Here is a 26,661-nt window from a genome sequence, read left to right on the forward strand (position 1 = left end):
CCGCTAGAAGAAGAGCGCCAAGGGTGGCGACCAATAGTCTGTTGATGGCACCGCGGGTTGGCGCGCGGCATCCAGTAGCTTCTGTGAACATATCTGACCTCTGGGAGAAGTGAATCTGTGAGGCTGGCAATGGACTTCAGAGGCCCTGGTCGGCCAATCTCGCCACGTGCGCACGCATGACGTTGATGGGGTCCTCAGCGCGCCCGCCGCGGATGCCGCGCTCCCGATTGACCTCGTCCAGGTGGTTCCATCGATACGGGCCCAGGACGGTCCCGTACTTGGCGCTGCAGATGTCAACCAAGCCGTCATTGGATGGTGCATGCAGGGTGCGGATGAGAATGGAGCCCAACGCGCTCATGGCGGTCATTGATGGGTCCTGCACGACCGCCTGATCGTATGGCCAGGAGAGGCTAGTGTCGGTTGGAAGGCCCCAGGCACCGCGCTGAATCGCGTTGCCTGACCAGGAATAGAGAAGGTGCCGATAGCCCGCTACGGTCTCCTCCCCGGCACCACTGGTGCACGATCCGGCAGATCCAAGTCCTGCGCTTGGCACTTCCCTGTTGAACTGCTCGACGTAGTCGTTGCTCAGCAGTTGCAGCATCGCTACCGGGTTCACCTCGGGGTTGATCTTGTTCATCTGCTCGATGACATAGGCAACCAGTGCTGCAGGGGCACCCTCAGGCCGAGAGATGATGTCGCCAAGAGGAGTGCCGTGATGGGGCGTGCCTATTGTGGTGACCGATGCCACCAGATCAGGCGCCCAGAACGCCGCGTACCTCGCTGTCAGTCCCCCCTGGCTGTGCCCAACAAGGTTGAACTTCTCAGCGCCGGTATCGCGCTGGATGCCCTGGAGGATCGAGATCAGTCTCTCTCCACGCCCATAGGGACCGGTGTCGCTCTGAACCGGTGGCAGCTCAGGAACGTAGACCGCGACGCCCTGAGCGCGAAGGTCCGCTTCGATGCCAAACCAGTAGGGCACGCCTGGTTGGGTCTCAGGCGATCCGGCTGCGCCAGTTAGAAGTACGATGGGATGGCGGGTTGCAATCGATGACGCAGCTTCGGAAGTGTCCGAAGACTGCGCTGAGCCGTATCGGGCTGCGGCAGTTACCTGCAGGGCCAATCCAAGAACGGCGAGCGTGAGCAATCCTGCGATCACAGGGGAATTACACAATCGTCTGAAATCAGGCATGTGTGCGGTCTCTTTGGGTGGCTGGATGCAATCGCGCAGTCCGAGGTGGTGCGCTTGCAGGCCTGCGATTTACTGAGCCGCACGTGAAGCGCCTGTCTAGGCGCCAAAGAAATATTGATGGGCAACGCTCTGGTTGCTGGAAGGTAATTCAGTTGCAGGCCAAATGCGTCACCGTCTTTGGCTATTCAATGGCGCGGGACGGGCAGTGAAGCCATACGTGCAAGTGCGCCGTTGCATGATTCAGGCGGATTTCGAGCCAAACCACCTTGTTGCTATTGGAAATGGGGTTGGGCAGTTGTCCTACGAGCCGGAAGTCCTGAGCGGGCGAGGTACCACGTGCTTGCCCGAGAAGTTTTCAACAACTTTCGAAAGAACTCTATTCGCGAGCAGCTGGGAATGCCTCAAGGATTGATCGTCCGTTGAGCAGGGGATGCACAACGGTTGGAGAATCATCGATATCGGGGAAAAGTTGTGAGACAGCGCATTCTGCTGAGAGGCGGCATCTTTGATCGCCAGGACGTTTTTGCCTCTGCTGAAGAGGCTTTGGAGGGGGTCTACTGCCGCATGGGGATCAGGTACGTTGCCTTGGGCATATTTGACGAGGATGGATTGATGATCTTCATGGCCTCGAAGTCCTCTGCGCAGGCCGAAACGCCGCTCATGGGGCTCAAGTGGTATCCGCAGGTTTCATCGATGGGAAGGCGCTGATGCAGGTGGATGTCGGCAACGCCATGTGCGTGGAATGCTATCGGCACTGTCCTCGCAACCCGGACCATCGCGGCGATCGATCACCAGTGTTTGGTAGGGACCAGAATGATCAATCTGTCTGAAGACTCTTGGAAGAACGAGCTGGCAGTTCATCGAATGGCATCGATTGAGTTGCAGTTCCTTGCGTGGATGAGGCTGGTCGAGGATCGGAAGATCGCGCGCTGTGTCGATCTGAGGCGGGGCGGCTACCAGCTCTATGTGCGTCGCTCCACGTGCTTCGCCCTTCCTGGAATCGGCAAGAGCGTGATGACGTTGGACTTTGCATCTGTATCGCTGACACAACGACTTCGCGGGATGGGTTGGTCCAGCTGCTTTCTGGAGCTGGCTGATCACCTGGTGCCGTGGGACGAGATCTACGTCGAGGCTGTGAGGAATCCATGCCCTGGCCCCTCTCTTCTATCAGTTGGCTTCATTTAGTATGGAGACAACAACTGCTATCGCCCCACGCGTGCTCGACGGGAAAGACACGGTTGGAGCGAAGAGGCTCGCGCCGATGCGGCAGCGCCGGCACTGGCATCAGGGCCCGCCTCGCTTCTTGAGTCTCTGGATCTTCTCGAAATTGCATCTTTGACAACTGGGTGTACCGACTCTTTCGCGTCCTAGGTTTGCAGTAGCCGGCACGCAGTACGGGTTTGGGTGTGTCACTGCGAGCCGACTCCCTCAGCCGCCGCGCAAGCTCTGTCGGCGCTGAAGTCGTCGCTAGTTCTGTGGTCAGGCCGCTTCCGTCCTAAGAGCCGGCGCGGTTGTCGGTCTCGGAGGTAGCTTGGTACCTGCTGTTCATGTCGTGTCACTGCCATGCCATGTTCCGAAAGGATAGGGGCCTAGTCGTAGCCGAGCGATACAAGAACGCCACCTTCGATGACGCCGTCTCCAACCTCGACGGCCGCCTGGGTCAACTTTGCCGTGAAGGTAACTGGCTCATCGGTAACGCCACTCGCACCGCTATCTAGCAGCTTGAAGCGCCCGGGGGCATCCTGAGCATTGCTCTCCGGGCCAAAGGAAATTGGGCTGCCGTTTTCAGGTCCTGAGTAAAGCTTCAATGCGACTCCGCTTGGGATTTCCGGACCGGTGAGCGTCAAAGAGTCAGTCAAGTTGCCATGGTTGGCTGCATCGGTAAAAACGGCGTACGCACTGACGTTTGCAGGGCATGTCAGGGTGAAGCCGAACGTCTTTTCAGTCTGCCAGGCGTTGCCGACGCCAGGGGCGTCAGCGCTGGAGAAGGAGCCGACATCAACTTTCGACGGCATGTTGCCGGGGATACAGGTGCTTGATTGGTGTACGAACACGGCCGATCCCTGCGATACGAAGTTCAGGGGGGCGTCGGTCACAATCTGATCAGCATATGCGTTCAGTACCTTGAAAGCTCCCCCGTGCGCACCAAGTGCAACTGAACCTTCAGGTATGCCTGATGAGCGCCCCATCGAAACAAGACGATAGGACATGCGGATAACACTGTTCCCTCTAGGAAGATGGATCCGCCCGAGGAAGCCAGAGCGATCAAATGGGATAACGCGCCCGTCGGGCAGCGTGATGCGAACGACTGTCCCCACAGGACCATTCGCTGGGGCGATGGCTGCGTATCCCACGCCGTCGACATTGACTGTCGCATAGTCAGGGTCAATTGCTCTTCCATCGAGATCGTAGTTGCCTTCGATATGGCATAGGACGTCGATATCCGCAGACTTCCACTCGGTAAGCAAAGAACCGACCGGCGGGAAGGTCTCGTCGGGTTTGATTCGAATGGAACCGTAGTCGATCGTCAGCCTAGCAGTGTCTTGCTGAGTCGACCCCACAACTTCACATATGCTGGCGGTTGCTGCCTGTGCGTGACTGTTTGACGAGTACACCAAAATTGCCGCTGCCGCAAAGAGTCCTGCTAGGCGATAGGATTTCATTGGAGTAACGCCTAATGACGTGTCGGGGTATTCAAATGCTCAATTCAGCTTATGTCGAACTGTAGTAGGTGCGTTTGGCTGATCGGTACGAACTACTGCGCTGTTGAAGCAATCGATCCAGCGGTGCTCATTATGGTGAGGAATGTACGTTGAATCGATAGAGATTGTTCTAATTTTCTGCAGTTTAGAAGCTCCCGCACAGCGGTCTCGACGCGCGCTACGTCACGGATTTACATTGGAAAACCCTTCGGTTGCTGACTTTAGCAGGTCTACGGAGCGCCATGCCGATGTGGCGGCGTGGCGCTTGTTCTTAGAAGCTTCCGCCGAAGCTGGCAAACAGTGTGGCGTCGCGTGCCCTCTTCTGCAGGGTTGTGGTGCTGACACCAACGTTGCTCTGCAGGCCCCAAAGGTTCATGCGCACACCGATGACTGCGGTGCCGTAGTCCCTGTCGAACTGCAGTCCTGGCACCTTGTACATGCCAGCCTCGGACATTGTCTGCAACCAAGCGCCGGCCTGCTTGCTGTCTTCGAAATCGTGGTCGTATGTGACCTGCACGTAGGGCTTGACGTTACCTCCATCAAACCGGGCTTGCCAGCCGACACGGCCAACGGTTGAATCCATCTTCTGGTCGACGTAGCCCAGTGCGGTAGCGCTGAGGTTGCTCTCGGTGTAGCCGTCCAGTTTCACCCTCTGCCAGATCACTGCAGCCACTGGGCCGTGGCGGAAGCCCCCCTCGGCACCAAACTCGTAGCCGGCGTTCAATGCGACGGTCAGATTGCTGCCCTCGGGCGAGCCATTGTGTTCGCGCGTTACAGGGCCAATCTGGACCTTGCGATTCACATCGTAGTTCAGCCAGGTGTAGCTCATCTGGCCGTTGACCCAGACGCGCTCGCCATACCAGCCTGCAAACAGGCCCAAGGTTGTGTCGGACTGATTGAAGTCCCCGTGGCTGTTGCCTAAGTCGGCATCCATGCGCCCGTAGCCGGCGAAGCCGCCAACCACCGTGCCGCCACGTGCCCAGTCCACACCGAACAAGCCGGCAGGAGCCATGCCGTCATACAGATCGGCGTGTGCATAGCGCTGCATGTCCCCACGTACGCTGCCCCACCAGTTCAGGCCCTCGGTGGGACGGCCATCCTGGTGCCAGCTGACCTGGTCGGCACGTGATCGGCCAACAGTCTGGGCCGAATGCGTCAGCACCTGCTGCAGACGCGGAGCTTCTAGGATCGACATGGTGTACTGGCCAAGCATGCTGTGGACAGCCGAGGTGGGATGGACGCCATCTGCAAACATGTAGCTGGTGGCGGCATCAGGGGTTGCGTACTGGGTGGGGTTGCAGGTCAGCGAAGATCCGACCGGGCAAGCCCTGCCATCTACGTTGGTGAATCCATATGCCCCGGGATTTGCCACTACTTCCTGGAGAAGGTGGAAGGTATCCACGGGGATGACCTGCAGGCCGGCGGCCTTGAGACCACCGTACAGCGCCTCGTTGTAGGCCTTTGCCAGGGCAGTTCCGGTGGCAATACCGGCGTCGCCCTGGCTGCGGAACATGGGCGTCAGGCCGAAGTCCGGAAGGTTGGGAACCACGACGTACTGCGCGCCAGCGCTCTGCAATGCCGCAACGATACCAACCTGGTCGGCCACGGCAGCCCCGATCACTGCAGGAGCTTGGGCAGGCGAGGTGATGGCAAAGATGTCATTGGCGCCGCCCCAGACCGAGTACAAGGTGTTGGGATCGGCGCGGCCACCGTTGGCCGCAAGGTATGCGGTGGTCTGGCTCTTGAGCGAAGGAACAAAGCCCAGCTCGTTGACGACGTCGACGCCGACAAGTGCGCCGCCAGCAGCGTAGTTGTCACCGTCCTGGCCGTTGCCGTTAGGGCCGGCGTTGGTTCCGTAGTAGTTGGCGACGTGCTGCGACCAGACCCAGCCTGGGTTGGTGGTGAACTGACCGGTGACAGGGCGAACGGCCTCGGGCAGCAGGGGCCTGAAATAGCCCGTGTCCGTCAGGCTGTCTCCGATGAAGACCGTGCCGCTATAAGGGGTCTGCGCCAGTGCAGGTGTTGCCATCACTGCGAGAAGGGCGGTCAACAGGTAGCGCTTGCGATGCACACTCAACGGCATTGAAAACTCCTAGGGTGAGGTGGGCGGCTCTTGCCGCCTCGCCCCACCCTAGGGTCTGTTCAAGTTACGTCATATAGAAAAAAATCGATCTCTGCAGCAATGCTATTGAACGGGCTCTGCCGTGCCGGCACGGAAACGTTGACGAATCTTCCTCATGAGCGAGGCCAAAGGATCACCCGGAGCGTTCGCACTCGAGATGCCCATCGGTCAACCGGGAGCGGAAGAAGCTCAGCTTAGGAAGAAGCTCTTCGGAGGGGGTCAGGGAAAGGAATGGTCCATTCGAGCTGAACTCCATTGCTGAAGGAAGCCCAATTGACAGTCACCGCTCCTTGACCGTGTCCTGGGAATGCTCCGAGATCCCCTGCTGATCCAGGGCCCCGAGTTCGCTCTGAGGTTTGTCGCCCCTGGGAACCTTTGCCTTGTGTGATCGCTTAGCGCGGGTGTTGAGGTCTGCCACAACCACGCGCACGAACTCAGCGCGGATCTCTTCGTCGTTGTTGGTCCAGCGGCTGAGCAGTTGATTCGGATTCTGGCTTCTTGCATAGGCGCTCTTGCCAAGTGAGCCACTACCATTGGATGCATTGCCATCAAGTACGGCATTCTTCTTGGCTGCAGCCGAGACGGTGTTGAGCTCCTTGGAGATGGGGGCTCGGAAAGAGGCCATCTGGGGAACCAGCTCTTTCCAAACGTCCTGCTTCGTAGCGCGGGAGTTGTCTTCCATCTCTCTCAAACGCTCTAGAACCATACTGCGCAGGTAAGGGGAGTACAGCGAGGAGTTCTTTCCGCCTCGGGACGAACGTTCGTTATGCGTCTCGTGGGAATAGCACATGCCGATGTAGTAGTTGCAGCGCGCCAGAGCAGCCCACGATCTCTCTCTGTCCCCGGTGTCAAAAGCGCGCTTGGCCTCAAGCCAGAGGACAATCGGGACTCGTATAAGAATATGAACTTCAGGAACTGCCCCGTGGAGCCGCATGTGATTGGCGATCCTGTCCAGCCTGCTGGCAGTATCCGTGCCTCCAATGATGTCCTCGCAGAGAAGGTTCCATTCATCGACGAATGAGCACAGAGGGTTGGCCCGCTTGGCTCGGATGTTGTAGGCGATCTCGATGTCTTCGCGAGCGCGCTGCAGGCACTCGCCCAGGCCCGGTGTCTCATCGTCGCTGCGATAAATTCCGTTTTCGAACATGATCTTCCTTGGTGATTGGTCTAACAAAGTCTCGCAAAAAAAAGAGCCGCTTTGCAAAGCACGTCGACTGAATCAGTGCGGCGTCGATCGCTTCTGTGGAACCTTAGGGTGTGGCAATTGACTCGATGTCGCAAATGGACTGAAAGAAGGTAGGCCGACTCGTACCATGCAATGGGAATTGGGATTGAAGCGCCTTACATCATGGCAGAGCCGAGAGCGGAAGATGCTTGAGTTGCAATACATAGTGGCGGCGAAGGTGGTGTCTTGTGGTGGGAAATTCCATGGGGAATTATCGTTTAGAACTTATTCGATGTTCATTCTTGAGCTAGGCTGGAATGGTTGTCGGCTTCCTTAATCTGGGTTGTCGCAATGAATAGGATGATGATGCCACTCAAGCGCTACGCGCAGTTCAGCGGACGCGCCAGCCGGGCAGAGTTCTGGTGGTTCCAGCTCTTCTGCTACATGGTGCTTGTTCCTCTGAATGTTCTTCAGATCGTAGCCGCCTCCAATGGCTGGTCTGCGATTGCACTGATCGGCACTGCTGCAAGCGCGCTGTTCTCGCTGGCAATCCTGGTGCCCGCTCTGGCGGTTACCGTTCGTCGCTTTCATGACACCGATCGTTCTGGTTGGTGGTTGCTGGTGGGTCTGGTGCCGATCGTCGGCCTGATCGCGCTCGCGTTCATCTTGCTTCCGGGCAACTCGACCAGCAACCGATACGGCGCTCCGGTTCCGCATCCGTAATCGAGACGCAGGGGCGATTGCTGGCGGGGCGATGGGGCTGGTTCCCACCGGGCTGGGGGAGTTTCGCTTGCCCAAGCGCGGTAGCTGAGCGCTTTGACCCGAAGCCGATGTTCAAGAGCGGCTGTCCGGTACGGTGTCTGACCTGCGCCAATCGACTTCAACTGTGGTGACGTGCTCGATTCGCAATGGTCAGATCCACTGCATCCAGCGCAAGGCCCGGTTCGTCCGGGCCTTGCGCGTTTCTCTTGCAAGGGGAATTGCAGCGCATTCGGGGCCTTTCGTCGCCTCGACGGGCCTGCCGTTGCAGGGCGTGGTCAACTGGCTGGCACGTGAGTTGAGTCCCCGATCGCGCAATAGGCCGGAGTTGCCGGAGTTGTCGGAAGCGCCGCGTCAGGATCACGAATGCCCAGCTCATACAGATGCCGCTGGTAGACAGGCCAGGTGATGTTCAGAGGAAGATCCCGATAAGCGCTGGGGATCAGTCGAGGCATGCCCTTCGCCTTCAAGCGGGCGTTCTCCTCCCAGGCACCTTCTCCTCCCTTCCTCACCGCCATGTGTATCGCGACGCGATCGACCGTGGAGACCTTGCTCTCCTTCATCGCAATCAGCATCAGATTGTCGGCCTGCTCTCTGGTGCACAACTGCGACCAGTACAGGTAGTCGTGAATGACAGCAGCCCGTCCGTACCAACCTGTCTTGGGGATGGCCACATGGAGAAATCGTGGGATGGAGGCTCCGTCCTGCACGAAGCCTGCCGGTACCGTGATCACCTCCTGGGTATCACCGATCCGGTAGTTCAGGTCCTTTTCCTGCACCCAGAACCGTCCATCAGCAAACTCGGTGGTAGTAACGGCCGGCGGCGCCACCGTTGGTATGCCAATTCGATGAATGCAGGCGGTCAAGCCAGCAACTGCGGACAGCAAGGCAACTCGCTCCAACAACGTGGTCGTGCGATTCATGATTCCCCCTGTAAGGCCAGTCCTCACCGGCCTGGGCCGATCCTACCGCCAAGTCGGTCCTGATGGGGGAGAGGGCAGAAGCGGCAGATGCAGCGCAGATTCGAAGCCCGCATCAGGCTGGATTTGCCACCGGTGGGTCAGTTTCGGTGTGCTTTACCTCGAAATCGATGTGCGCTGGGGGCATATGGGCTGCTCAGATGCCCGGTGAGGGCGGACTGAATCGATTCAACGATATTTCAGATACGTAGTACTCCCATGAAGCAAGGAGTCATTGGCTTCGCGTCCGGTGCCACGCTGTGTGGCGCCCTCTATGGGTGTAATCGATGATGAAGAGCAAGATCGAGTTGATCTACTGCGTCATGGTGGTGGCCACGGCTGTGCTGGCTGGAATAGTCAAATGCACCTCCTCCACTACCTGCATCAACTGCGGTGACTTCCTCGATCCGTGAACCCCCAATCCATGGCACCCAGCACAAGGCCCGGCTCGTCCGGGCCTTGTGCGTTCTGCCGTCTACTCACAAAGGAAACGCTGATGAAGTTGATTGAACGGATGGTCCGTACGGGCCGAGAGCTGTGGATGAAGATGAGCGAGAAGAAGGATGCACGGAGATGTGCTCCTGATAGCGGCGACGGAGGAGGGGCTGACGTGCCGGCAGTAGGTGGAGAAGGGAAATTCGGTGCCGACAGTTGCGTTGTGCTGGGAATCAGCCATTCGCGGGATCGCGGGGTGCCGCGGTCGACTTCGGTGGCTTCTGGTGGTTCCGTCGCAGGACTGGCCAGTCCTGAAGCCGGGGAAGGGGGGCGCTGATGCGGGTGCACACTCGAGTGGACCCGCTTGATCACAGTCAGTGTGCGGTGCTGGATGCAGCCGCCAGGCTGAGGGATGATCGGGCCATTGCACGGGCGCTACGAATCCTGGAGCGGCGGGCCTGCAAGCCCGGGCGGGCGATGAGTGATGTGCCCACCTGCGGGGCGTTCTTCAGGCTGCGCCTGGGTAATGAGACGAGGGAGCACTTCGAAGTGGCCTTCCTTGATGCCCAGCATCGCCTCATTGCAGCGGAGCGGTTGTTCTCCGGGACGATCGATGGAGCGCTTGTCTCGCCACGGATCGTGGTCCAACGGGCCCTGGCGTTGAATGCCGCCGCAATCCTCCTGGCACACAACCATCCCAGCGGAAATCCTGAGCCTTCTGCTGCAGACAAGGCGATTACGACACAGCTGAAGAGCGTCCTGCAGCTGGTGGATATCAGGATGCTGGACCACTTTGTGGTCACGGCGGATCAGGCGCTGTCCATGGCTGGGCGGGGGATGATGTAGCGAGCCACTGGATTGGATGGCGGTCATAGTGCCCGGCCTGCTGGCCGGGCACTGTTTGATGGGCTAGGGCTTTCAGAATCAGGGCAGTTCGTTGACCAGAGGATGGTTCTGCCAGGGAGGTCGTAGCGGCGATCAGACTTTGTGGCCCGCAGTTGGCATTCCTGGAGGCAGCCGATGCCCAGCGCCAAACCTGGCAATACAATGGCAGGAACGTTCGCTAGCGTAAGAGTTTCTTCAATGTCGACTCCCCAGCACTCTCGAATGATCAATGCTGCAGCCAGATTGGAGCTCGGCTCTTTGGGCTGCGTGCAGAAGGGACGCTCCAGGATCTGGCTTGACGACCAGGGGTGGTGGATCGGAGTGGTCGAGTTCCAGCCATCTTCTGGGCGGAAGGGAAGCTATCTGAATGTGGGGGCGTACTGGCTCTGGTATGAGAAGGACTACCTTTCATTCGATGCCGGGTACAGGGTGGAAGATTTCTGCGAGTTCGTCAGCGAGGAGCAGTTCTCGGTGGAGGCCACCTCGCTTGCCAGGCGTGCAGCACAGGAAGTGGTGGCTCTACGTGAACGATTTTCCTCGGTCGCTCACGCGCTGACATGGATGGCTGCGAACGCATCGCCCAGCCTATGGAACAGGTACTACTCGGCAGTGATGGCCGGATTGGCTGGAGAAGCTGAACGCAGCAGATCAATGTTTGCCGAGGTGATCGCTGACCCAGAGGAGCTGGAGTGGGCCGTCGCGCTCAAGCGGAGGTCTGCCGAGCTGCTGAGCTGTCTGGACTCGGGGGTCGGGTTTGAACAGGAGATCGTGGCCACGATCGAGCGCGCGCGCAGTGCGCTGGGACTGCCCGCGCGGCACGTAGACGCCTGGTAGATTCATGCTTGAGGAGATTGGATGGGGGGGGGGTACCGATGGACTTCGCCTACATGGCCTCCGTTGTTTCAGAGTCGATGTGCGTCAGCTCATAAATGGGATGGGCGTGTACCTGGCTGCTGCGGGGGGTAGGCAAGTCAGCGAGGAGAGCCCCGGTCGAACAAGATGTCGATACGCGCCAGCAGCGCTAGGAGCTGGATCGAGGCGGCGACCAGTAGCCAGTTCAAGTGCACATCGCGCACTGGTGATTGATGCATGGCCACCATTGCCGAGAGACCGGTCCATCCCAGCCAAGCCAAGAGGCCGATCAGCATCCTGAGCCACATGCGGCGGAACCGCCATGGCTGCACGATCAGGCCGAGGGCCACGATCTCTGCCAGGATGATGAGGGAGAAGTTTAGGACTGAAGCCTTTGGATAGGACGGGGGCCCGGACTCCATGTGGCTCAGACGCCAATGATCTGGCTGGAACCCAGCGTGGATGAGTGTGCAGACGAGAATCAGCCACACAAGTAGTGCGAGGCACCAGAAGACTCTGGAGCTGGATCGGCGTTGGGGTGAGGACTGCATCTATCTGCTCAAGGAGTTCTGCTGTCCGAAGGTCAATCGCGAAAGGATCGGGCTCGGATGCAGGTGAAGTTTGCTGATTGAACCTCACGCAGAAGTTCAGTTGCTTGGCACGCGGTCCAATGGTCTTTGCTCATCTGCTCCGTGCATTCTGCATTGGCGGGGTGATGGACCATGGATGGGCCCGCAGTTCGAAGTTCCCCTATCTGGAATCGGCCAGGACCGAGGAGCAGCGACGTCGGGGATTTGCCGAGCCTTTCCATTTCGCTTGCGTAACTGGTCGCAAAGATAGATGGCATCAGCGCCTGACTGTATTTCTGCTCCGTGCCCGAGTGCGTCCATCCTTGGATTCAAACGCTGTGATAGCGGGATGCCGTAGCTGTACGTGGTTCATTCCCGGAATCTGATTGAAGCGGCTGTTGCTTCAACCGAATCCTGTAGCTCCTGGCCACTGCCCACGGGCAGGATGGCCACCATGCGCACGAAGCGCGTTCCGGGCCAGAGCGCCAAGTAGTGATGGTAGGTGCCACCGTCAGGGAGGCGTCCGCTGACGCGATGCCCGATAGCGCCAGCGAAAATGACCTCGCGTCTCGACTCAACAGTGCCGTCCTGGATCTTGCGCGTGCCGGCAATCAGTTGATCGGATACCTCTGCAAGGTCATCCGAATCAAATGGGAGTGATAGCTGAGATGCGACGACCATCATCGGTTGGCGGCCCTCAGGATCTACATCCAGATCGCCTGCGGTCATGATCACCGATGAGCCTGCCAGGGTGTCGACAATCCGGAAGGGGTTCTCTGGCGCCACGGTGAAGGGGAGCGCCGCAAGCTTCTCCTTGAGGGAAGGAGGCGGACTCACCCTGACTGAAGCCAATACCTTCATTGCGGCCTTGTGCGTCAGCGGATGATCAGTGGGGACCTGCACCGTGATTAGTACGGTGGGAGATCCGGAGAAGAGGGCAATCCACTTGTTGAACGTATGGCCATGGCCGTCCTGAGTGCCGATCGCAACCGGTACAAGTCGATCCTCGACGCTGAGCGAATCCATGCGCTGGACCTGAACGCCCTGGGTAGCAAACTTGCGACGGGCGGTCTCTTCATCAATGAACAGCCTTCCGACATCGCGGCTGGCCTGTGCGGGCAGCTCAGCAACCAGGATGCTTGCTCGACCATCCTCGCTTACAAAGCCAGCGAAGTTTGGGGCTGGTGAGAACCCCGATGGGGGAGCGAGGCTGACTGCGGTGCCTGGAACGGGCTGCAGTGGCTGCGACGGCTTGGAGCAGCCAAGAAGCAGCAGGCCCTGCAGGAGGAGTAGCGCTGAGCGCAGGATTCGCGGTAGTGAGATGGCCATGTAGGGCTCAGATTGTCGGAGGCTGGCATGCCGGCCCAGTCTCCTGAGCGGAACCCACGATCCTGGCAAAGAGCATTGGTGCCATCCATTGAACTATTTCGAAAATGGACGGTAGAGGCTCGGGACACTCTCTATGCTGCGTCCTGCTCGCTACAGCGATGGACAGATGCATGGACCAGTGTGCGAGGTGTCGTGGAGTCTTCGAAATGACTGGCCTCCATTCGCTGTACAGGCGTTTAGCCTTGATTGAGACGACTGCGTGGACCAGAAGAGCGGCGCTCTAAGCGCGATCTAGAGGCGGGGCGTGGATCGCTGCTCGTTGTGTACAGAGTGGCGCGGCACAGCTGGCGCAGCTGAAGAGTGTCCCGCAGGTAATGGATATCAGGGATGTTGGCCCACTTTCCCTAGACGGGGCAGTGTCTGCCACTTAGCCCTGTAGCGATTCGCTCGTTGTACCAATTAAGAGAATCGCGCCCGCCATGGCATGTGTGCCGGCGCGCAAGTTTGCGGGTGGAAAATCAAGGGCGATCGCCAGCGCGAGTGCTACCGCACTACGTGGCGGGATAGGGACGGGCTCATCGACTGTTTGAGGAACGGTGCAGCAGTCGGCCTTCAATCGAGAAGTGAACCGGGACGAACATCTAGGGCTAGTGCGATGCGCTCGATGTTGTAGATCGTCACGTTCTTCTCGCCGCGCTCGATCATCCCGATGTAAGTCCTGTGTACCCCGGCAGCCTCCGCCAGATCTTCCTGCGACAGCCCACGCTCCTTCCTCAATCGCCTGACATTGCTGGCAAAGATCGTGACTAGGTGAGTTTCGTGGGCGCCTCGAGCCATCTATGGATGGTCTCGATTTGTATACTACCATTCGACATACTACGATTAGCATCGACCAATGGGCTTCCTAGGAAGCCTGCATCGGTCGCATTCCGCTACGCCTCTCGCCAAAAGCGGGGGCGAGGAGTCACGAGGAGGTGCTCGGCAATCGAAGCATCGAGATGATGAGAAGACGGCCAGAGGCGGCCTTGTAGTGCTTGTCGTGAAAAATTCCACAGTCCCTTCAACCCCCTTTGCCTTGCAGGCGGCACTGACTTGTGCGCGGGCTGCCGGTCGGTCCGAGCATGGCTATGCGTATACGTCTGCCGGGCTTCCAGGGCCATCTACTCATTTCAAGAAAGGAGCAACACACCATGGGAATCGCAATCTACAACCTCGTAATGGCCTTCTTCCTCATCCCGCTGACTATTCGGGCATATCTGAGCCTGAAGAATGACCACCTGCCCTTGCCACACTTCCAGAACAACATCGTGGTCAACCGTATCAAGCTGCAGAAGGCGATCGGGATCCTCTCACCGATCATCTTCTGGGTGTTCCACCTGGGTTGGCTGATGTGGAACCTGTCCATCGACGCTTGGCTTGGCGTCCTGGCGACGGCTGCCTACATGGTCTGCAGCGCAATGCTCTCTGGCCAGATCAAGGCCAAGCAGATCGGTGTCATCCCGGACAAGGCCGGCGCCGCCGACGAAAACCAAGGGTGAAGAAGGTTCAACAACAACAACTCTCCCGGACATCCAGGCTGTCGCCGAAGGCTCAGTCATGCGGTTCGGTCAGCCCAGCGTCTTGGGAGTGCTTGCAACATCAACAACGAGGCCATGTATGAAAAAAAACGATAGCTGAGCAGAAAGCAGATTGGGCGAGGGCCAGAGCCGCGGAGCTATGGGGACGCATCAACGCGCTGGAGGCTGCCGGAGATGGTGACTGGCAAGCACGTGCCAGACGTCGGCGCACAGTTGATCGGCTGATCCGCGGAGCTGGTCATTTCGAGCGAATGGCTACGGCGCTGGAAGGGCCAGACTTGCCGGAGGGAGAGCTGCCCTTCTAGGCAGCTCTCAAGTGGGAGCGGGCGTGCTGTGACATGCGTGTCTCATCCCCGTCAGGTTGGGGCTGCGCGCGAGGCTGGAGGGCGGTGCAGGTGGATCTCGGGGGGTAAAAACTAGACAGATGTCCATAGATCGATCGGTGCTACCAATCTATCGTGCCGGCTCGGCTCCTCACGGTGCCGCCCTTCAATTTATGGATCAGCGATTCACAAGGAGCACTAAGCCATGAGCCTGTCTCTATGAAACGCAGGAAAACGCCGCCCATGTATGAGCATGTGATGGCGCTGCAGGCGGAGGCGTTGATCGCTTCCTTTCAGGAAGAGGGGGGGGCGTATCAACCCGGTGCGCCTTGACTATACCCAGGAGTCGATAGCTCTTGTGGATAGCGCGCTGGACGACTTCTTCGCTCAAGGACGGGCTCTTTCCGAAGAACTTCACTTCCTCAAGACGTTAGCAGTGCATCACCTGCATGATCTTATTGATGGCGGTCGCAGCCGCTACATCGCATCGGCATTGAGCCTGTGGTCAAGCGTTTCAACACTGCATGGGTAGGAACAGATGCTATCGGTGTGCGCACCGACTATGGGTGCGCCAGCTTGTATTCCCTAGGCTGAGCTGGTCTAGGGTTGGCGCGTGCTAGGCGCGCTTGGATCTTCCCTTTTTTTTGCTGTCTTCTGACGACATGGCGCATCCAGATGACTGGAAAGCTGGATCTCTTTCAGAGCCGCAGGGGCCTATTGCGACCTGGCCCGCCAAAGTGTCGATTCAGAAGGCTTGAGGCATGACGATCTGGGGTGTGTCCTAGTGAACATGGCGGACTGGCCGGATGGCCGGGCGTTGGCCGGAGTCATCAGCTCCACCGTTGATCCGGCGTGAAATCCTGAAGATCGATCGTATGGAGGCAGCGGTCCTGGTGATGAAGGAAGGGCGCATCGCAGAGATCCTTCGCGATTCCGCATGCGCGTGCTTCAGGGATGAGGTTGGAGATAACCAATGTGAAATCAGCGCTAGTGAGCACCGACTGTGCTTGATCCCTTCAAATAGAACTCGGGCGTCCCGCTACGGAGTTTTGCGACGCGACGTACGATGGCGCTCTTGCCTATGCCCGGTGGGCCGATTACGAGCAAGTGCTCACCGGCAATGATGGCTAGCACCATAAGTTCGGCAAGCTGCTCTCGATCAATCAGATCTGCAGTTGCGCCGTGAACGGCGCTGCGGAGGCGGGCGGCAGCGGAACAATGCGGCATGGGGCCATGGTCTGGCTGGCGGATCAGCGCAAATGCCGCTGTGGCATGCGATCCATACAACAAACGGAGGTTTTCCGCGGCAGACTGGGCGCCAGCCATTGCTACGGAGCGTTGGGAGCGAGTGAGTGCCCTGGGGTCGCTGCTGGTGGCGGCTGGCAAAACTGATAGTGAGGACTTCCTTGCACAGCTCGATATGATCTAAGCCCAGTTGCGGGCAACGGCCGCCGGGCGGCACGTTGCTTTGGCGGTCTGGGGGCGCTAATCGACGTTCATCGGGACCATCTTCTAGGCAATGGCGGCCTGCGCTCGCCAGGATGAGGTGCTCGATCCCAAAGACTAGATGACGTCAATGGCGCCGTTGTCTGTCGAGCATAGTCGTGGGATGCATGCTGACATTGCGGTGTTGATGAGACCTGGTCTAACACCTATGCAGACCACTTGAAGGGTGTAGGTGCCCGTAAATGGTCCTGTGTAGTTGTCACTAGCTGACGTCATGCAGCGGCCGTTGTCGATTGAGAGAGTTGCATTGGATTGTCCGGCAATGGAGCTTTGGTACCGGGCAGTCCCTACGGAGTTGAAGTTCACTCCTATGGGGGCGCTGCCGCTAGGGGCCAACGCAAAAACGTAGTAGCCAACCATCGGTTGTACCAGCCCCTGCGCAGATGGGTCCGCGTCAGAACCGCCCTCGCATGACCAACCTGCCACTGCCTCGCCAGAAACAACAGTTTCGCCGCGTCTAGCTTTGGCATGTGTCGCCTCACAGGCTGCTTGATGATAGAGCTTTGTAGCCTCAGTCTGATCATCGAAGCGATACACGAGTCCCCCTTGCCGTCTTGGAGGAATCTGATTCGGACAGCCACTTGGCCTCCATTGAAGTCAGATAGCTGGGCCGTTCGCTCTATCCACCTCTTCCCATCTGCTGATGCCATAGGGCGGTCTTGGTAGGGCGCCTGACTTGCGACCACTCCTGCGGAAAGCGATGCTGCGACGAGTGCGCAAAGAACTGAAACTCCATTTCTGATCTTCATCGATGAAACCTCGTGTATCGGATCGTCCGAATTTTCTACACTCCTTAATTGGGAGCGTCAAACCGAAACGGTGGCTTGGGGGCTTGGCAGTGTCACTGCTTTATGTCTGACTGAGCCGCAACTGTGATGCGGGTGCTCTAAATTTCAGAAAGTCGCGTGATCAGTGCCTAGCCATTAAAGTGAAAGTGCAAACGGCTTCTCACTTGATGGGCAGGGAAGCTCTTGGCGCATTGATTGATTCGAAAATAGTCGAAACTGGAGAGCAATCGGTGGCTGGGCTACTGATTTGCTGGATCTGCCCTTGCGGCACCAGCTTTGCTACTTGCACCTCTCTGTCCTTGGCGGGCGATAGCCATCAGGGCGATGATGGCAAAGATCAGGAGTGAAGCCGCTATCGCCTGCCGGCTGCCCAGGCTTCCATTGTTGGACGCCCTCTGAGTGCGCCGTCCTTCCTGTGCTGCCTGTTGTTGCATGACGAGTAACGGATCACCTGCAATCCACTGCGTGATCGGCACCTGGGCCACTGGAGCTCGGGAAGTGGCATCCAGATAGCGATGGCCGATTGCAAATTCGACGCCTTCTGCCAGCTCGTTCAGCCGCTGCAGCGTGCGTTGTGTCTCCTGCTTGGGAGCGAATGCATGGAAGCCAATTGCACGGGTGCCTCCAAGACGCAACAGGGTGATATCCGCGGCTGCGCTCCGTGGCAGGGTGTAGGCCCATCGGAATGTATGCAACGCCGGATTGAAGGTGGGCGGAATCAGCCAAACCGGGCGGGCGAAGAACTGTGCCCCTTCATTGGCATCCATATCCATTGGGATAAGGGTTCTGAGCCTGGCAGGTTGCAGCGCCTCAAGTGTGGCGACCGGATCTACATGCAGGGCATGTGGCGGGTAGTAGCCGACCTCTGGCCACCATACAGCCGCTTGGGTGCTTGCAGCCTCGTGCCGGATCAGTCCTGGCATCCCCTGGTGGAATGGCAGCCCTGCCAGCTGTGCGGCGTCGACAGGGGGCAGGTAAGAGTAGCCCTTCGGGATCAGAAGCGTGACTTCGGCTGCCAGCAGCAGGGTAAGCGGCCCTGCCTGCCAGGGAGCAGCAGGAACGGCAGGGCGCGACTTGAGGCGTTGCTCGGCGGTAGCTCCGCTCTGAGGGCGACGAGTCGGTGCTTCGTGGAGCCCAGCGAGAAGATCGGAGGGCGAGGCGCGCTGAGGTGTGGCATGTACTGGTGCAGCGTAGCCGCGAGAGGCTGGCACTAGTAGCACGGCGGCCGCGAGCGAAATCAAGAGCTTGTACATGGCAGATCCAAGGGCGGAGATCCTCCGGCCGGGCAGGCATGGTGGCCGGTCTAGGCCCTTGGGCGCGATAGAACTATTGCGAAATTATTCACGTCGTTGATCCGCCCGAGCAGATGATGAATATCAGTGGATGGAGTGACGGATGGGGGGGATGAGCGAGGCAGGGAACTCTAGATTGGAGATGCAGATTGACCGAGGCATCGACGCTCTTCATCGCTCTGATCATTGAGTTTGGACGGAGCCCAAAGTAAACGCACGATGGGGCGCGAAGTGCTTGGATGCGCAATGAGGACCCCGCTCACCGGAGACGGAGATTGATTCTCAGCAATATGTCTGCCGTAAGCAGGCCTCCATGGCTGCGATTTGTGCGGATCGGCAAGGACAAGGATCAATCCAGGTGAGGGGTGGTCCCACCCGGAATGATCGACGAATGGCCGGCAGAGGTCAGCGGTGCCGAGTCTAAGTGGTCAAGTAGCCCTGCTGTCTCCAATGGTCCATCGCGAACGCATCGTCATCCGCGAAGAAGGGAGCCTCGCCTTCCAGCAGAGCAGCATTGGTGCGGCGCATGTCCCGCGCACCCCGCTTGAACATCCGCAAGGCCTCCGCCAGTTCGGGCCCGCCCAAGGTATCGATCAGGATGGGAGAGTCGTCTGTCTCTTGGTCCGCCTTGTGTCGGATATGAACGCGTTCTTGGCCATCCATGCACGTCTCAACGTCGTAGTAGTAGCTTTCGATGACGCTGGATCCATCGGGCTGATTCCGCTCCCGAGAAAGACGAAGTATCGGCTCCTCATTAGCAGGGTCACCATTCTGCTGGCGAAATGCAGCGTGGACTCGGCCGAGCCAGAGTCCGCATCGATCCTCATCATCGTAGTTGTTATAGGGCTCGCAGATCGCCAGCGCGAGGAGATTGCGGATATCCTTCGGGGAAATGATCTGCGCAGTCCAATAGCGGCTGGATGCTCCTTCCAGGAGCAATCTCCAGCCTTCAAGGATCAACGCAACGTAGGGTGGCTGGATGTCAATGGCCTCTACCTGACTCCATTCCGCCTCTTCTTCGCTCATATCGCTGCAAACGTACTTCCAGAGGCCCCAGCCCTTCTCAGGGCGGCGGCCCGCGATACGATCAATCACGCTGACGGTTGTCTCAGCGCGCTCCATTACGAGGCGTGCCCCAATCCTTCGTGATAGATCTTCCATCTGCACAATGTAGATGGGGCATTCCGAATGTTCGATGTCCGCTTGCACCTGAAGTGAAATGCCGCACCGGCTGAAGTCATAGCAACAAGTGTCGATTGGAAGCATGTCCCCGCCACAGACTCGCAGGAAGTTCTCTGGGCTGACATTCGCATTGCCAAACAAGTTGAGTGTGCACAGCAGGGGGGCGGCCGCCGACAGGCCGCCCCTCCGGATGACACATTTACCAAATTGCAACCTTTCGAGCATTGCTTCCGCACTCAGCGACCAAATACTGTCTGGATGAGAATCCTCTCTGATCAGGCAGTCGGGCTCGATGAGCTGCGCCAACTCATCCCCATCCATAGCTTCGACATCATCGATCCTGCGCAGGCACTGAATTGGCCCGCCAAACTCCGCGGAATAGTCGGTCTGGATGAGTAGCGCGGCTTCGGTGCTTCCGCCAACGTGCAGGCATCCGTGGTTGTAGTCCCCCCAGAACAATTCGTGGACGCGGAGGTCTCCGTCGACTCTGATTTCCTGCCCGCCGACTATGGCATTGGTAGTCGTTAGATCACCCGAGACAATTAGTCCACATGCGCCGTCGGTCTCCAGGCTGTGAACGTGCCGGGCTACCGTTACATTGCCGCGAACGAGGATGAACCAGACGTGCTCGCCAATGGTGCCGTTCCGCCATGGAGCCAGCGGGTCGTCCAGGTCAAGCGTGTCGAGCACCAGGTCGCCATCGGCCAGTAGCACCAGTTGATTCAGCTCGTCGGCAGCCTGTTGCTTGCAGTGATAGATCGAGCCCTCAGGTACTTCATCAGCAATGTCCGCATACAGAACTAGCTGGAAAGGGCATTCCGGGGACAGTCGTGTAGCGATCTGCTGCAGTGACGGTAGCGAAGGCCGCCGCGGTACCGGGCACAGTTCGCCATTTGAGCCTTCGCGGACCAGCTGGAACTCGACGAGTTGGGCGAGTATTGAAAAGTGAACTGCCGCGTTCACTACCTGCAAGGAGTCTGCATGGGAAATACCGCCCAATCCAAGTGCTGGGAAAAACCCATAGCACTGTCCGGCAGACAACGGGCCATGCTTCAGAAGCGCGGCGTCGAACAATGGCCGACCTTCATGGTCGATCAGGTCCAGTGCGTCGTCGGCGAGCCGAAACGGCGATGTCGCATTCTGGCTGATATCTCTTGACGAGGCTTGCCTCTCCGTCAATCGCGTGCAGGAGATCGCACCGGTCAAGAGGTCGATTTGACCTGCGCCATGCACGTCATGGACGAAGTAGATGGTGCCGAACGCGGAGTAGGCATAGGCATGCGTTTCAGAAGGAGCAAGATCCACGTCGTACGCCAGGATCTGCTCCATCACCATCGCGAGATCATGAGGATGGCACAGCTGAATTCGTCCATTCCTGAAGGTAGATCGCCCTCTCCGGATCAGCAACGCCCTTAGTGCAGTAGGTAGCGTATCCTCAATGGCCTCAGTTTCGGTGCTGCTGAGTGGGATTGATGCGACATTGAGGATCGGCTGATGCATGGATGATGTCTCATTGAAGGCTGGGCACGAGCTCAGGTGCCCACAACTATGGCTCTCCTGATTTCGATCCGGAAAGTTAACGTTGCGTGCTGCCCGGCGCATATAGAGATATCTCGAGATCCAGTCCAGGATGGCTGGCCATCCAGGCTACTGCCCTAGCGGCCTTTGCCTGCTTGTCCGGGTTACGCCGTAGAGCCATTCCTGTGAGGATAGGCGCACTGCCCATCCCAAGGCCTGCAAGGAGAGAGAGAGCGAATGGATATCTACCTGGATCGCAAGACCCTCGAAAGAGGCGACTTTGCTGATTGCTGCCTCTTCACTGGGGTTGTCCCCACAAAGGAAACGCAGGAACACGTGATACCAAAGTGGATGATTGTCGCGCACGATCTTCATCACAAGAGGCTCGAGATGGGTTCCCCGAGCGCGATTGCGAAGATGAGAGAGTTCAGGGTCAAGGCAGACGCTGACAGCAACGAGCTCTTTGGTACCGTGGAGAACAGAATCAGTCTGGGCGAGGCCAGCCTTGATGAGATCCACCTGTGGCATAAGAAGATATCGGCAGGCATGACACTCAGGCACTGGGCTCTCTCGCGAAACACGAGGAATCCAATGGCGCCTCCTCCGCTTGACGAAGCTGCCGCGCCGATGGTGCTGATGGACTTTCAGTCGGATTTTGATAGCTTTCGGCAGGGTGCTTACGTGAGGACTGGATCCACGATCAGTATGGATTCGCCCATTGCCGATGGTTGGCTTGCCCATGTGATTGGATCCGTCCGGAGAGAGACAGAGCACAACTTCCAGCACCGTCCTTTTGCACTGGTGGGTACGAGCGTTTGCAAGACGCTTCATGTGTCAATGCTGCACGACCTTGGCCGTGATTTTGAGAGGGCGGCCATTGCCGGGCGTTGGCAGGAAAAGCTCTCTGAGTGCGATAGTGTGCTGAAGCTTCAGGGTGCTCTGGCCGGGGCGCTCACCACAGTCGTCGACGAATGGGCGAAGCAGTTGAACGGGGGCACTCTGCTTCAGTCCATATACCAGGACCTGGCCTACCAACTCGGCGTGGAGATCAGAGAGGACGGAGCGTGGCGGGCTCGCCAGTGAGCTTCAGGCGGGGCTGGAACGTCCAGCCCGCTGAGCTCTTCATCAATATGTGTCCTGGATACCGCGCAACTCTGTAGCGATCAATAGGCCTGATCACTTCAAAACATGAGCTAGCTTCGCTTTGAGCGCACTGATTCGTCTGGAGACAGAGGCGTGGCCGCGAAGGCCAGACTCTCGCGCAATTGTCGATGCGTTCTTTCCCATGCGGAGCGCCAGGACGAGCCGTCGCTCCTTCTGATCGAGCATGGCGATCACGTCTCGGAACAGAACCTGCTCATACGGTTCGTTCTCCGCAAGATCGTAGGCCGGCGCATCATCGATTGTTTCTACGAGATCGACCTTGAGTTTCGCGCGCTTCGAGTAGAAGCTTCGCTCGAAATCCTCCTTGATCCAAGAATTTGCATCTGAAAAGTCCTCGTGGACGCGGTGCGAGTGAAGGAGCTCGATCAGTGGGTCAAGTGATTCCATGACGCCATCACCATCTACTGCGCACCGAAGAACGTCCTCTCGTTCATCACTGTCGAAGACATTCCAAATGTCTCCGCCCTGCAGCGGGCGATCCACCTTGAACTTGGGCCGTTCTTCTTCGGGGAGCTGGGCAAGGATTCGCTCGCGCAGCATATCTACCGGCTTCCATGATTCTTCTTCATGATCTGTCGGCTCAAAGAAGGCATCGCGTCGATCCAGCGCAAGACGATAGATGCGGTGCGCCCAGTACCTGGTGTCCCCGGCAAGTAGGCGGAGGGGCGAGTTCGCTGCGAAGGCGTTCGCTCCAAGTCGGGCACGTGGCGATAGAACCGACCACACATGCTGAGAGAAGGCGGCACGTGCACGCGACCCATACCCTGCATCCAGCGAGCGGTGACCGAAGATCAGGTTCATGACCGTTCGGCGGCGCTCCAGATTGTGTTGCTGCAGCAGCGCATCCGGAAGCAATCCGGCGAGCATTACATCCAGTTCCGAGGTCCCGCCGCACGTTGGTACCAGGATCATGTTGGGGTTGCGGCGATCCTCGAGGCATGGAATCGATGCCTTGAGACCATCCATCGCCCTGTCGGAACGGAGGAATCCGGCCCGCTGTGTCGAGTTCCACTCGTGGATATGGGCAGTCTGCTCAAGCCGTCCCTCTGTGGGCTCGCCCACGAAGACCAGCTCAAGTGGTCCGTGATCCCAACGATCAACCTGGGTGACTTCGGCTTGGTAGAAGTGGGCATTGGAGATATGTCGCATAGCTACCTCGGATAGGGGTTACCTATATCCGGCACCAGAAAGCCGAATTGTGACTTGGCCTTCATTCCCCCTTGCCCAAAGAGGACCTGGCTTGGGGTTTGCGAGACGCAGTTTCGCAATCGAACCTGAGGGGAGTTGCGGCTATTGCACTTGGATAGAGAAAGCGTCTGGCGGCGTGTTCCGGGGATTCATGTGAGGCACGCGCTTTGGCTTCAGTCGTTCCTTGCCCTTCTGGGAGCGCATCTGCAGTCACGGGCCTGAGGGTTTCGCAGCGGCGCGGCGCCCACTCCGAGTGGGATTAACAATAAAATAACAAATCGGCAATTCTTATCTCTTGGGGGATTGCTTATCCGAAAGCGATCTAAGAGCTCTCAGCGCTTCCTGCTGCTGCGCTGGTGGCAATTTTGCGAAGGTCAGGATTGCCTCGGCAAGGGCCTCGTTGTCGGAATAGAAGTACGCCAGTGGCATACCAAGGTGCTTGGCGAGCTTCTGGGCTGTATCGCTATCGGGATCGTGGACGCCCCGCTCATAGCGATTGATGCGTGTAGCAGCCACGTCTATCTCCAGGCCGATCTCCATCCCTAGCTGTTGCTGGGTCAGGCCCATGGCTTTGCGTGCAGTTTGCAGGCGCTTGCCGAATCGCTGACGAGTACTGGGCTGGATGGAGGCGGAAGGCATGTGCGGCCGGCTGTCGGTAGCTGTCGACGATGCCAGCAACACGGCTTGAATTCATTTACGATAAACGTAAGTATGCGATCTGAGAAGGGGCATCCCCTGATCAGGCGGCCCCATTTCACCTCGTTTCGAGTCCGGGGCCGGGCATTCACGAGTTGGGATGAGGGCGTTGGGTGTAGCGCGGCATCTAGGCGAGCTCCGTTGCCTGTTCTGGCTGTTGCCCTGCCTGAGTCCCCAACAGGACCAACAGCATGAGTCCCGGGTCATTGCCGAGCGGGTGGCTCTTCAAGTCATTTCAACAAAGGAGCAACACATCATGGGAATTGTCATCTACAACCTGGCACTGGTCTTCTTCATCATCCCGGTGACGATCAGGGCTTATCTGAGCCTGAAGAACGGTCGGCTACCGCTGCCGCATTTCCAGAACAACGTGGTGGTCAGTCGGATCAAGCTCCGTAAAGCCATCGGGATCCTGTCCCCGATCATCTTCTGGGCCTTCCATGTCGCCTGGCTGCTCTGGTGCGTGTCCATTGATGCCTGGCTCGGAGCATTGGCCACTGTGACCTACATGGCTTTCAGCGCAATGCTCTCAGGTCAGATCAAGGCAAAGCGGATTGGTGTCATCCCTGAGAAGGCAGGGGATGGGGCCACAGAGAGCAACCAAGGCTGAGAACGAGCTAGCCGACGCAATCTCGGCCACTGTTGTGCAGCAAGTAGCTTTAAGGTCAGTGCACTTGGGCGATTGCGCAGGCACAAGAATCCTCTAGCCGGCGGGAGCTAGAGGATTTCTGGCGTGGAGCTGTGTTGAGCTTTTAGCTGCTCAGCAGCTCATCGAAGCCTTTCATGGGCAGCCATAGCTTGAGCGGATTGGACTCTGCTCTCTGGAACCCGAACTTCTCGTAGAAGGGGGCGGCATCTTCCTTGGCGTCCACGAACATCCCCGTGACACCAATGACCTCGCTCACTTGTGCTGCTCGAGTGATTGCTTCCATGAGAAGCATCGTGCCGAAGCCGCGACCCTTGAGTCGCGTATGAACCGCCAAGCGGCCCATGCGTACCACAGGGACATTGCGGGGTAGCTTTGAGCCAGCGGGAGGCAGCTCGCTGTTCATTACCTGGGCCGAGGACAGGCTGAAGAAGCCAAGGACGGTGGTGTCGTCAATGTCCTCAAATCCTTCCTGGTGCCAAGCGTCCAAGGTTCCCTTCTTTGGAACTGCCAGGAACGTGCGGCTGACGCCGCGCTTCTGGTGCTGGCTCGCCGTTTTATGCAGCCAATCGTTCAATTCCTTGTTGCCGCAGTCGAAATCAGAGCGGCTTAGGTGTCCAGCGAACGGTACTACTTCTACTTCTAGTGTCATGCTGTCTATTCTCCGTATGTTGTTTCAGGGAGACAGCGAGACGATCGGGGACCGGCTTCGGGTTGTCGAGCGCATCCAGAAATTTCTGCATGTCGTTCTGGCTTAGTCGAATGATCGAATGCTCTTCGATGATTCTCTCCGCTTCCCGCAGCGCGGCTTGGGCGACGAACTGGTTCGTCGTTGTTGCCGTCATCTCAGCTGCCTGTTCAATTGCTTGCTGCGCATAAGCGGTGACTCGGGTCGTAATTCTTGCCCGGTCATTACTGGTCGCATGCATAGGTGACTCCTATATTCATTTCGTATTGGCCGTAGCTGACCAAGCCGATGGCTTGGTTGGTGCTCGGCGTTTGTGTGGACTGATGGTGCCTACTTCATGTCTTGTCTCCTGCTCTGGTGGGCGAACTATAGCGGAGTGGTGCCAAAATGGCAACCGGCACCTAATTCAAATAGAATTAAAAAGCAACAAAGATGGATGTGAATTCATTTGGTGTTCAGTTTTCAGGCTTGGGCGACGGGACTCTCTGTGGCCCGTGGCTGGCGATGAGTGCTCTTGCCTACCAATTTGCGTCGGACCCGGCCTTGGGCTTGGCCCTGGATCTGGGTGGGCCACAGGTTCTGTCCTGACCCGCATCCACGTCTCGGGGCGCTGAAGCAGGAAAAGCGACGGGCCGACATCGCAAGGCCTTTCGCCTCCTTCGGGCTGCTATCCCTGCAGTCGATTCGGGGCCAGTGATGGCCGATTGGCCTGTGGAGTCTGGGCATGCAGCCCCGGGCAAGCCGCTTCTCGGTACCCCCGCACATGGATGGCGTCGTTTCGACTTTGGAACTTCTTCTATGTCTCAGGGGCGCCGCATCGGGTCTCCTACGCCCCCTTAATCTCCATACGTAGGACGCCACAATGAAAGCAGTGATCATCACCGCCGCAGCTCTGCTGCTGACGGGTACCGTCTCCGCCGCTCCGGTGAACTGGGGAGGCATCTATGTGGGCGCACAGGCCACTCATGGCGAAGGCCACAGCAAGGACCTCAGCAACGCCGATGCTTCCAAGGAGAGCATCCGCGGCTTCTCTGGTGGACTGCAGGCTGGCCGCATCTGGCAGTTCGACAACAATGTCGTGGCAGGCATTGAAGGTGGTCTCACCATCGGCGGCATCGATCGCGAAT

Annotated in this window: 23 protein-coding genes and 1 pseudogene; 9 read left to right on the plus strand and 15 right to left on the minus strand. The window is 58.3% G+C overall.

All coding sequences use genetic code 11. From position 1 onward, the window contains the following. Window positions 1-136: 136 nt before the first annotated feature. Window positions 137-1,189: an esterase/lipase family protein gene (locus tag AC13GI_RS12670; RefSeq protein WP_482996446.1), complete on the minus strand. Its 1,053-nt coding sequence runs from the start codon at window positions 1,187-1,189 to the stop codon at window positions 137-139. Window positions 1,190-1,660: 471 nt separating this feature from the next. On the opposite strand from AC13GI_RS12670, the gene AC13GI_RS12675 reads away from it, so the two are divergent. Beyond that, the gene (locus tag AC13GI_RS12675; protein ID WP_482996447.1) at window positions 1,661-1,897 is read left to right on the plus strand and encodes a hypothetical protein; all 237 of its coding nucleotides are present in this window, start codon (window positions 1,661-1,663) and stop codon (window positions 1,895-1,897) included. Between the two features lie 105 nt (window positions 1,898-2,002). Next, window positions 2,003-2,374: a hypothetical protein gene (locus tag AC13GI_RS12680; RefSeq protein WP_482996448.1), complete on the plus strand. Its 372-nt coding sequence runs from the start codon at window positions 2,003-2,005 to the stop codon at window positions 2,372-2,374. A gap of 404 nt (window positions 2,375-2,778) precedes the next feature. Here AC13GI_RS12680 and AC13GI_RS12685 read toward each other — a convergent pair whose 3' ends face one another. From AC13GI_RS12685 to AC13GI_RS12695, 3 genes are all read right to left on the minus strand, one after another. Then, window positions 2,779-3,852 (minus strand): hypothetical protein, encoded by a 1,074-nt coding sequence (locus tag AC13GI_RS12685; protein WP_482996449.1) that lies wholly within the window; start codon window positions 3,850-3,852, stop codon window positions 2,779-2,781. A 310-nt stretch (window positions 3,853-4,162) separates the two neighbouring features. Next, on the minus strand, window positions 4,163-5,941 hold the full coding sequence (locus AC13GI_RS12690; RefSeq protein ID WP_482996484.1) for an autotransporter domain-containing protein: 1,779 nt from the start codon (window positions 5,939-5,941) through the stop codon (window positions 4,163-4,165). Between the two features lie 352 nt (window positions 5,942-6,293). Then, window positions 6,294-7,160, minus strand: a complete 867-nt coding sequence (locus tag AC13GI_RS12695) for a hypothetical protein (protein WP_482996450.1) — start codon at window positions 7,158-7,160, stop codon at window positions 6,294-6,296. A gap of 369 nt (window positions 7,161-7,529) precedes the next feature. Between AC13GI_RS12695 and AC13GI_RS12700 the strand changes: the two genes are divergently transcribed. Next, window positions 7,530-7,901, plus strand: coding sequence for a DUF805 domain-containing protein (locus tag AC13GI_RS12700; protein WP_482996451.1), 372 nt, complete (start codon window positions 7,530-7,532; stop codon window positions 7,899-7,901). 314 nt (window positions 7,902-8,215) lie between these two features. On the opposite strand, the gene AC13GI_RS12705 is transcribed toward AC13GI_RS12700, so the two are convergent. Continuing rightward, window positions 8,216-8,860: a DUF1353 domain-containing protein gene (locus AC13GI_RS12705; RefSeq protein WP_482996452.1), complete on the minus strand. Its 645-nt coding sequence runs from the start codon at window positions 8,858-8,860 to the stop codon at window positions 8,216-8,218. A gap of 326 nt (window positions 8,861-9,186) precedes the next feature. Between AC13GI_RS12705 and AC13GI_RS12710 the strand changes: the two genes are divergently transcribed. From AC13GI_RS12710 to AC13GI_RS12720, 3 genes are all read left to right on the plus strand, one after another. Continuing rightward, entirely contained in the window at window positions 9,187-9,309 is a 123-nt protein-coding gene (locus AC13GI_RS12710; protein ID WP_482996453.1) for a hypothetical protein, read from the plus strand. A 376-nt stretch (window positions 9,310-9,685) separates the two neighbouring features. Next, window positions 9,686-10,177, plus strand: a complete 492-nt coding sequence (locus tag AC13GI_RS12715) for a JAB domain-containing protein (protein WP_482996454.1) — start codon at window positions 9,686-9,688, stop codon at window positions 10,175-10,177. Window positions 10,178-10,438: 261 nt separating this feature from the next. Further along, window positions 10,439-11,050, plus strand: a complete 612-nt coding sequence (locus AC13GI_RS12720) for a hypothetical protein (protein ID WP_482996455.1) — start codon at window positions 10,439-10,441, stop codon at window positions 11,048-11,050. 137 nt (window positions 11,051-11,187) lie between these two features. On the opposite strand, the gene AC13GI_RS12725 is transcribed toward AC13GI_RS12720, so the two are convergent. From AC13GI_RS12725 to AC13GI_RS12735, 3 genes are all read right to left on the minus strand, one after another. Further along, a complete protein-coding gene (locus AC13GI_RS12725; protein WP_482996456.1) occupies window positions 11,188-11,418 on the minus strand; it encodes a hypothetical protein in 231 nt (76 codons plus the stop codon). A 588-nt stretch (window positions 11,419-12,006) separates the two neighbouring features. After that, window positions 12,007-12,966 carry a hypothetical protein gene (locus AC13GI_RS12730; RefSeq protein WP_482996457.1) on the minus strand — a complete coding sequence of 320 codons (960 nt, stop codon included), beginning with the start codon at window positions 12,964-12,966 and terminating at the stop codon, window positions 12,007-12,009. Window positions 12,967-13,578: 612 nt separating this feature from the next. Next, window positions 13,579-13,803: a helix-turn-helix domain-containing protein gene (locus AC13GI_RS12735; protein ID WP_482996458.1), complete on the minus strand. Its 225-nt coding sequence runs from the start codon at window positions 13,801-13,803 to the stop codon at window positions 13,579-13,581. 353 nt (window positions 13,804-14,156) lie between these two features. Between AC13GI_RS12735 and AC13GI_RS12740 the strand changes: the two genes are divergently transcribed. Beyond that, complete coding sequence (locus AC13GI_RS12740) at window positions 14,157-14,504, plus strand: hypothetical protein (protein ID WP_482996459.1); 348 nt, start codon at window positions 14,157-14,159, stop codon at window positions 14,502-14,504. Between the two features lie 1,364 nt (window positions 14,505-15,868). On the opposite strand, the pseudogene AC13GI_RS12745 reads toward AC13GI_RS12740, so the two are convergent. The 3 genes and pseudogenes from AC13GI_RS12745 to AC13GI_RS12755 form a co-directional block, all read right to left on the minus strand. Then, a pseudogene (locus AC13GI_RS12745) lies at window positions 15,869-16,093 on the minus strand (ATP-binding protein); the annotation flags it as partial. A gap of 1,306 nt (window positions 16,094-17,399) precedes the next feature. Then, window positions 17,400-18,413 carry a hypothetical protein gene (locus AC13GI_RS12750; protein WP_482996460.1) on the minus strand — a complete coding sequence of 338 codons (1,014 nt, stop codon included), beginning with the start codon at window positions 18,411-18,413 and terminating at the stop codon, window positions 17,400-17,402. 459 nt (window positions 18,414-18,872) lie between these two features. Beyond that, entirely contained in the window at window positions 18,873-21,134 is a 2,262-nt protein-coding gene (locus AC13GI_RS12755; RefSeq protein ID WP_482996461.1) for a T6SS immunity protein Tdi1 domain-containing protein, read from the minus strand. Window positions 21,135-21,389: 255 nt separating this feature from the next. Here AC13GI_RS12755 and AC13GI_RS12760 point away from each other — a divergent pair, with 255 nt between their 5' ends. Further along, the gene (locus AC13GI_RS12760; RefSeq protein WP_482996462.1) at window positions 21,390-22,235 is read left to right on the plus strand and encodes a hypothetical protein; all 846 of its coding nucleotides are present in this window, start codon (window positions 21,390-21,392) and stop codon (window positions 22,233-22,235) included. 93 nt (window positions 22,236-22,328) lie between these two features. On the opposite strand, the gene AC13GI_RS12765 is transcribed toward AC13GI_RS12760, so the two are convergent. Together AC13GI_RS12765 and AC13GI_RS12770 are read right to left on the minus strand one after the other, a co-directional pair. Then, window positions 22,329-23,465, minus strand: a complete 1,137-nt coding sequence (locus tag AC13GI_RS12765) for a hypothetical protein (protein ID WP_482996463.1) — start codon at window positions 23,463-23,465, stop codon at window positions 22,329-22,331. 327 nt (window positions 23,466-23,792) lie between these two features. Next, a complete protein-coding gene (locus tag AC13GI_RS12770; RefSeq protein WP_482996464.1) occupies window positions 23,793-24,143 on the minus strand; it encodes a helix-turn-helix domain-containing protein in 351 nt (116 codons plus the stop codon). 313 nt (window positions 24,144-24,456) lie between these two features. On the opposite strand from AC13GI_RS12770, the gene AC13GI_RS12775 reads away from it, so the two are divergent. Next, complete coding sequence (locus tag AC13GI_RS12775) at window positions 24,457-24,810, plus strand: hypothetical protein (RefSeq protein WP_482996465.1); 354 nt, start codon at window positions 24,457-24,459, stop codon at window positions 24,808-24,810. 142 nt (window positions 24,811-24,952) lie between these two features. Here AC13GI_RS12775 and AC13GI_RS12780 read toward each other — a convergent pair whose 3' ends face one another. Next, window positions 24,953-25,498, minus strand: a complete 546-nt coding sequence (locus AC13GI_RS12780; protein WP_482996466.1) for a GNAT family N-acetyltransferase — start codon at window positions 25,496-25,498, stop codon at window positions 24,953-24,955. Further along, window positions 25,446-25,775: a type II toxin-antitoxin system TacA family antitoxin gene (locus AC13GI_RS12785; RefSeq protein WP_482996467.1), complete on the minus strand. Its 330-nt coding sequence runs from the start codon at window positions 25,773-25,775 to the stop codon at window positions 25,446-25,448. The genes AC13GI_RS12780 and AC13GI_RS12785 overlap by 53 nt, the downstream gene beginning before the upstream one ends. Window positions 25,776-26,661: the final 886 nt, after the last annotated feature.

It is taken from the genome of Stenotrophomonas sp. 82F1, from assembly GCF_056861525.1.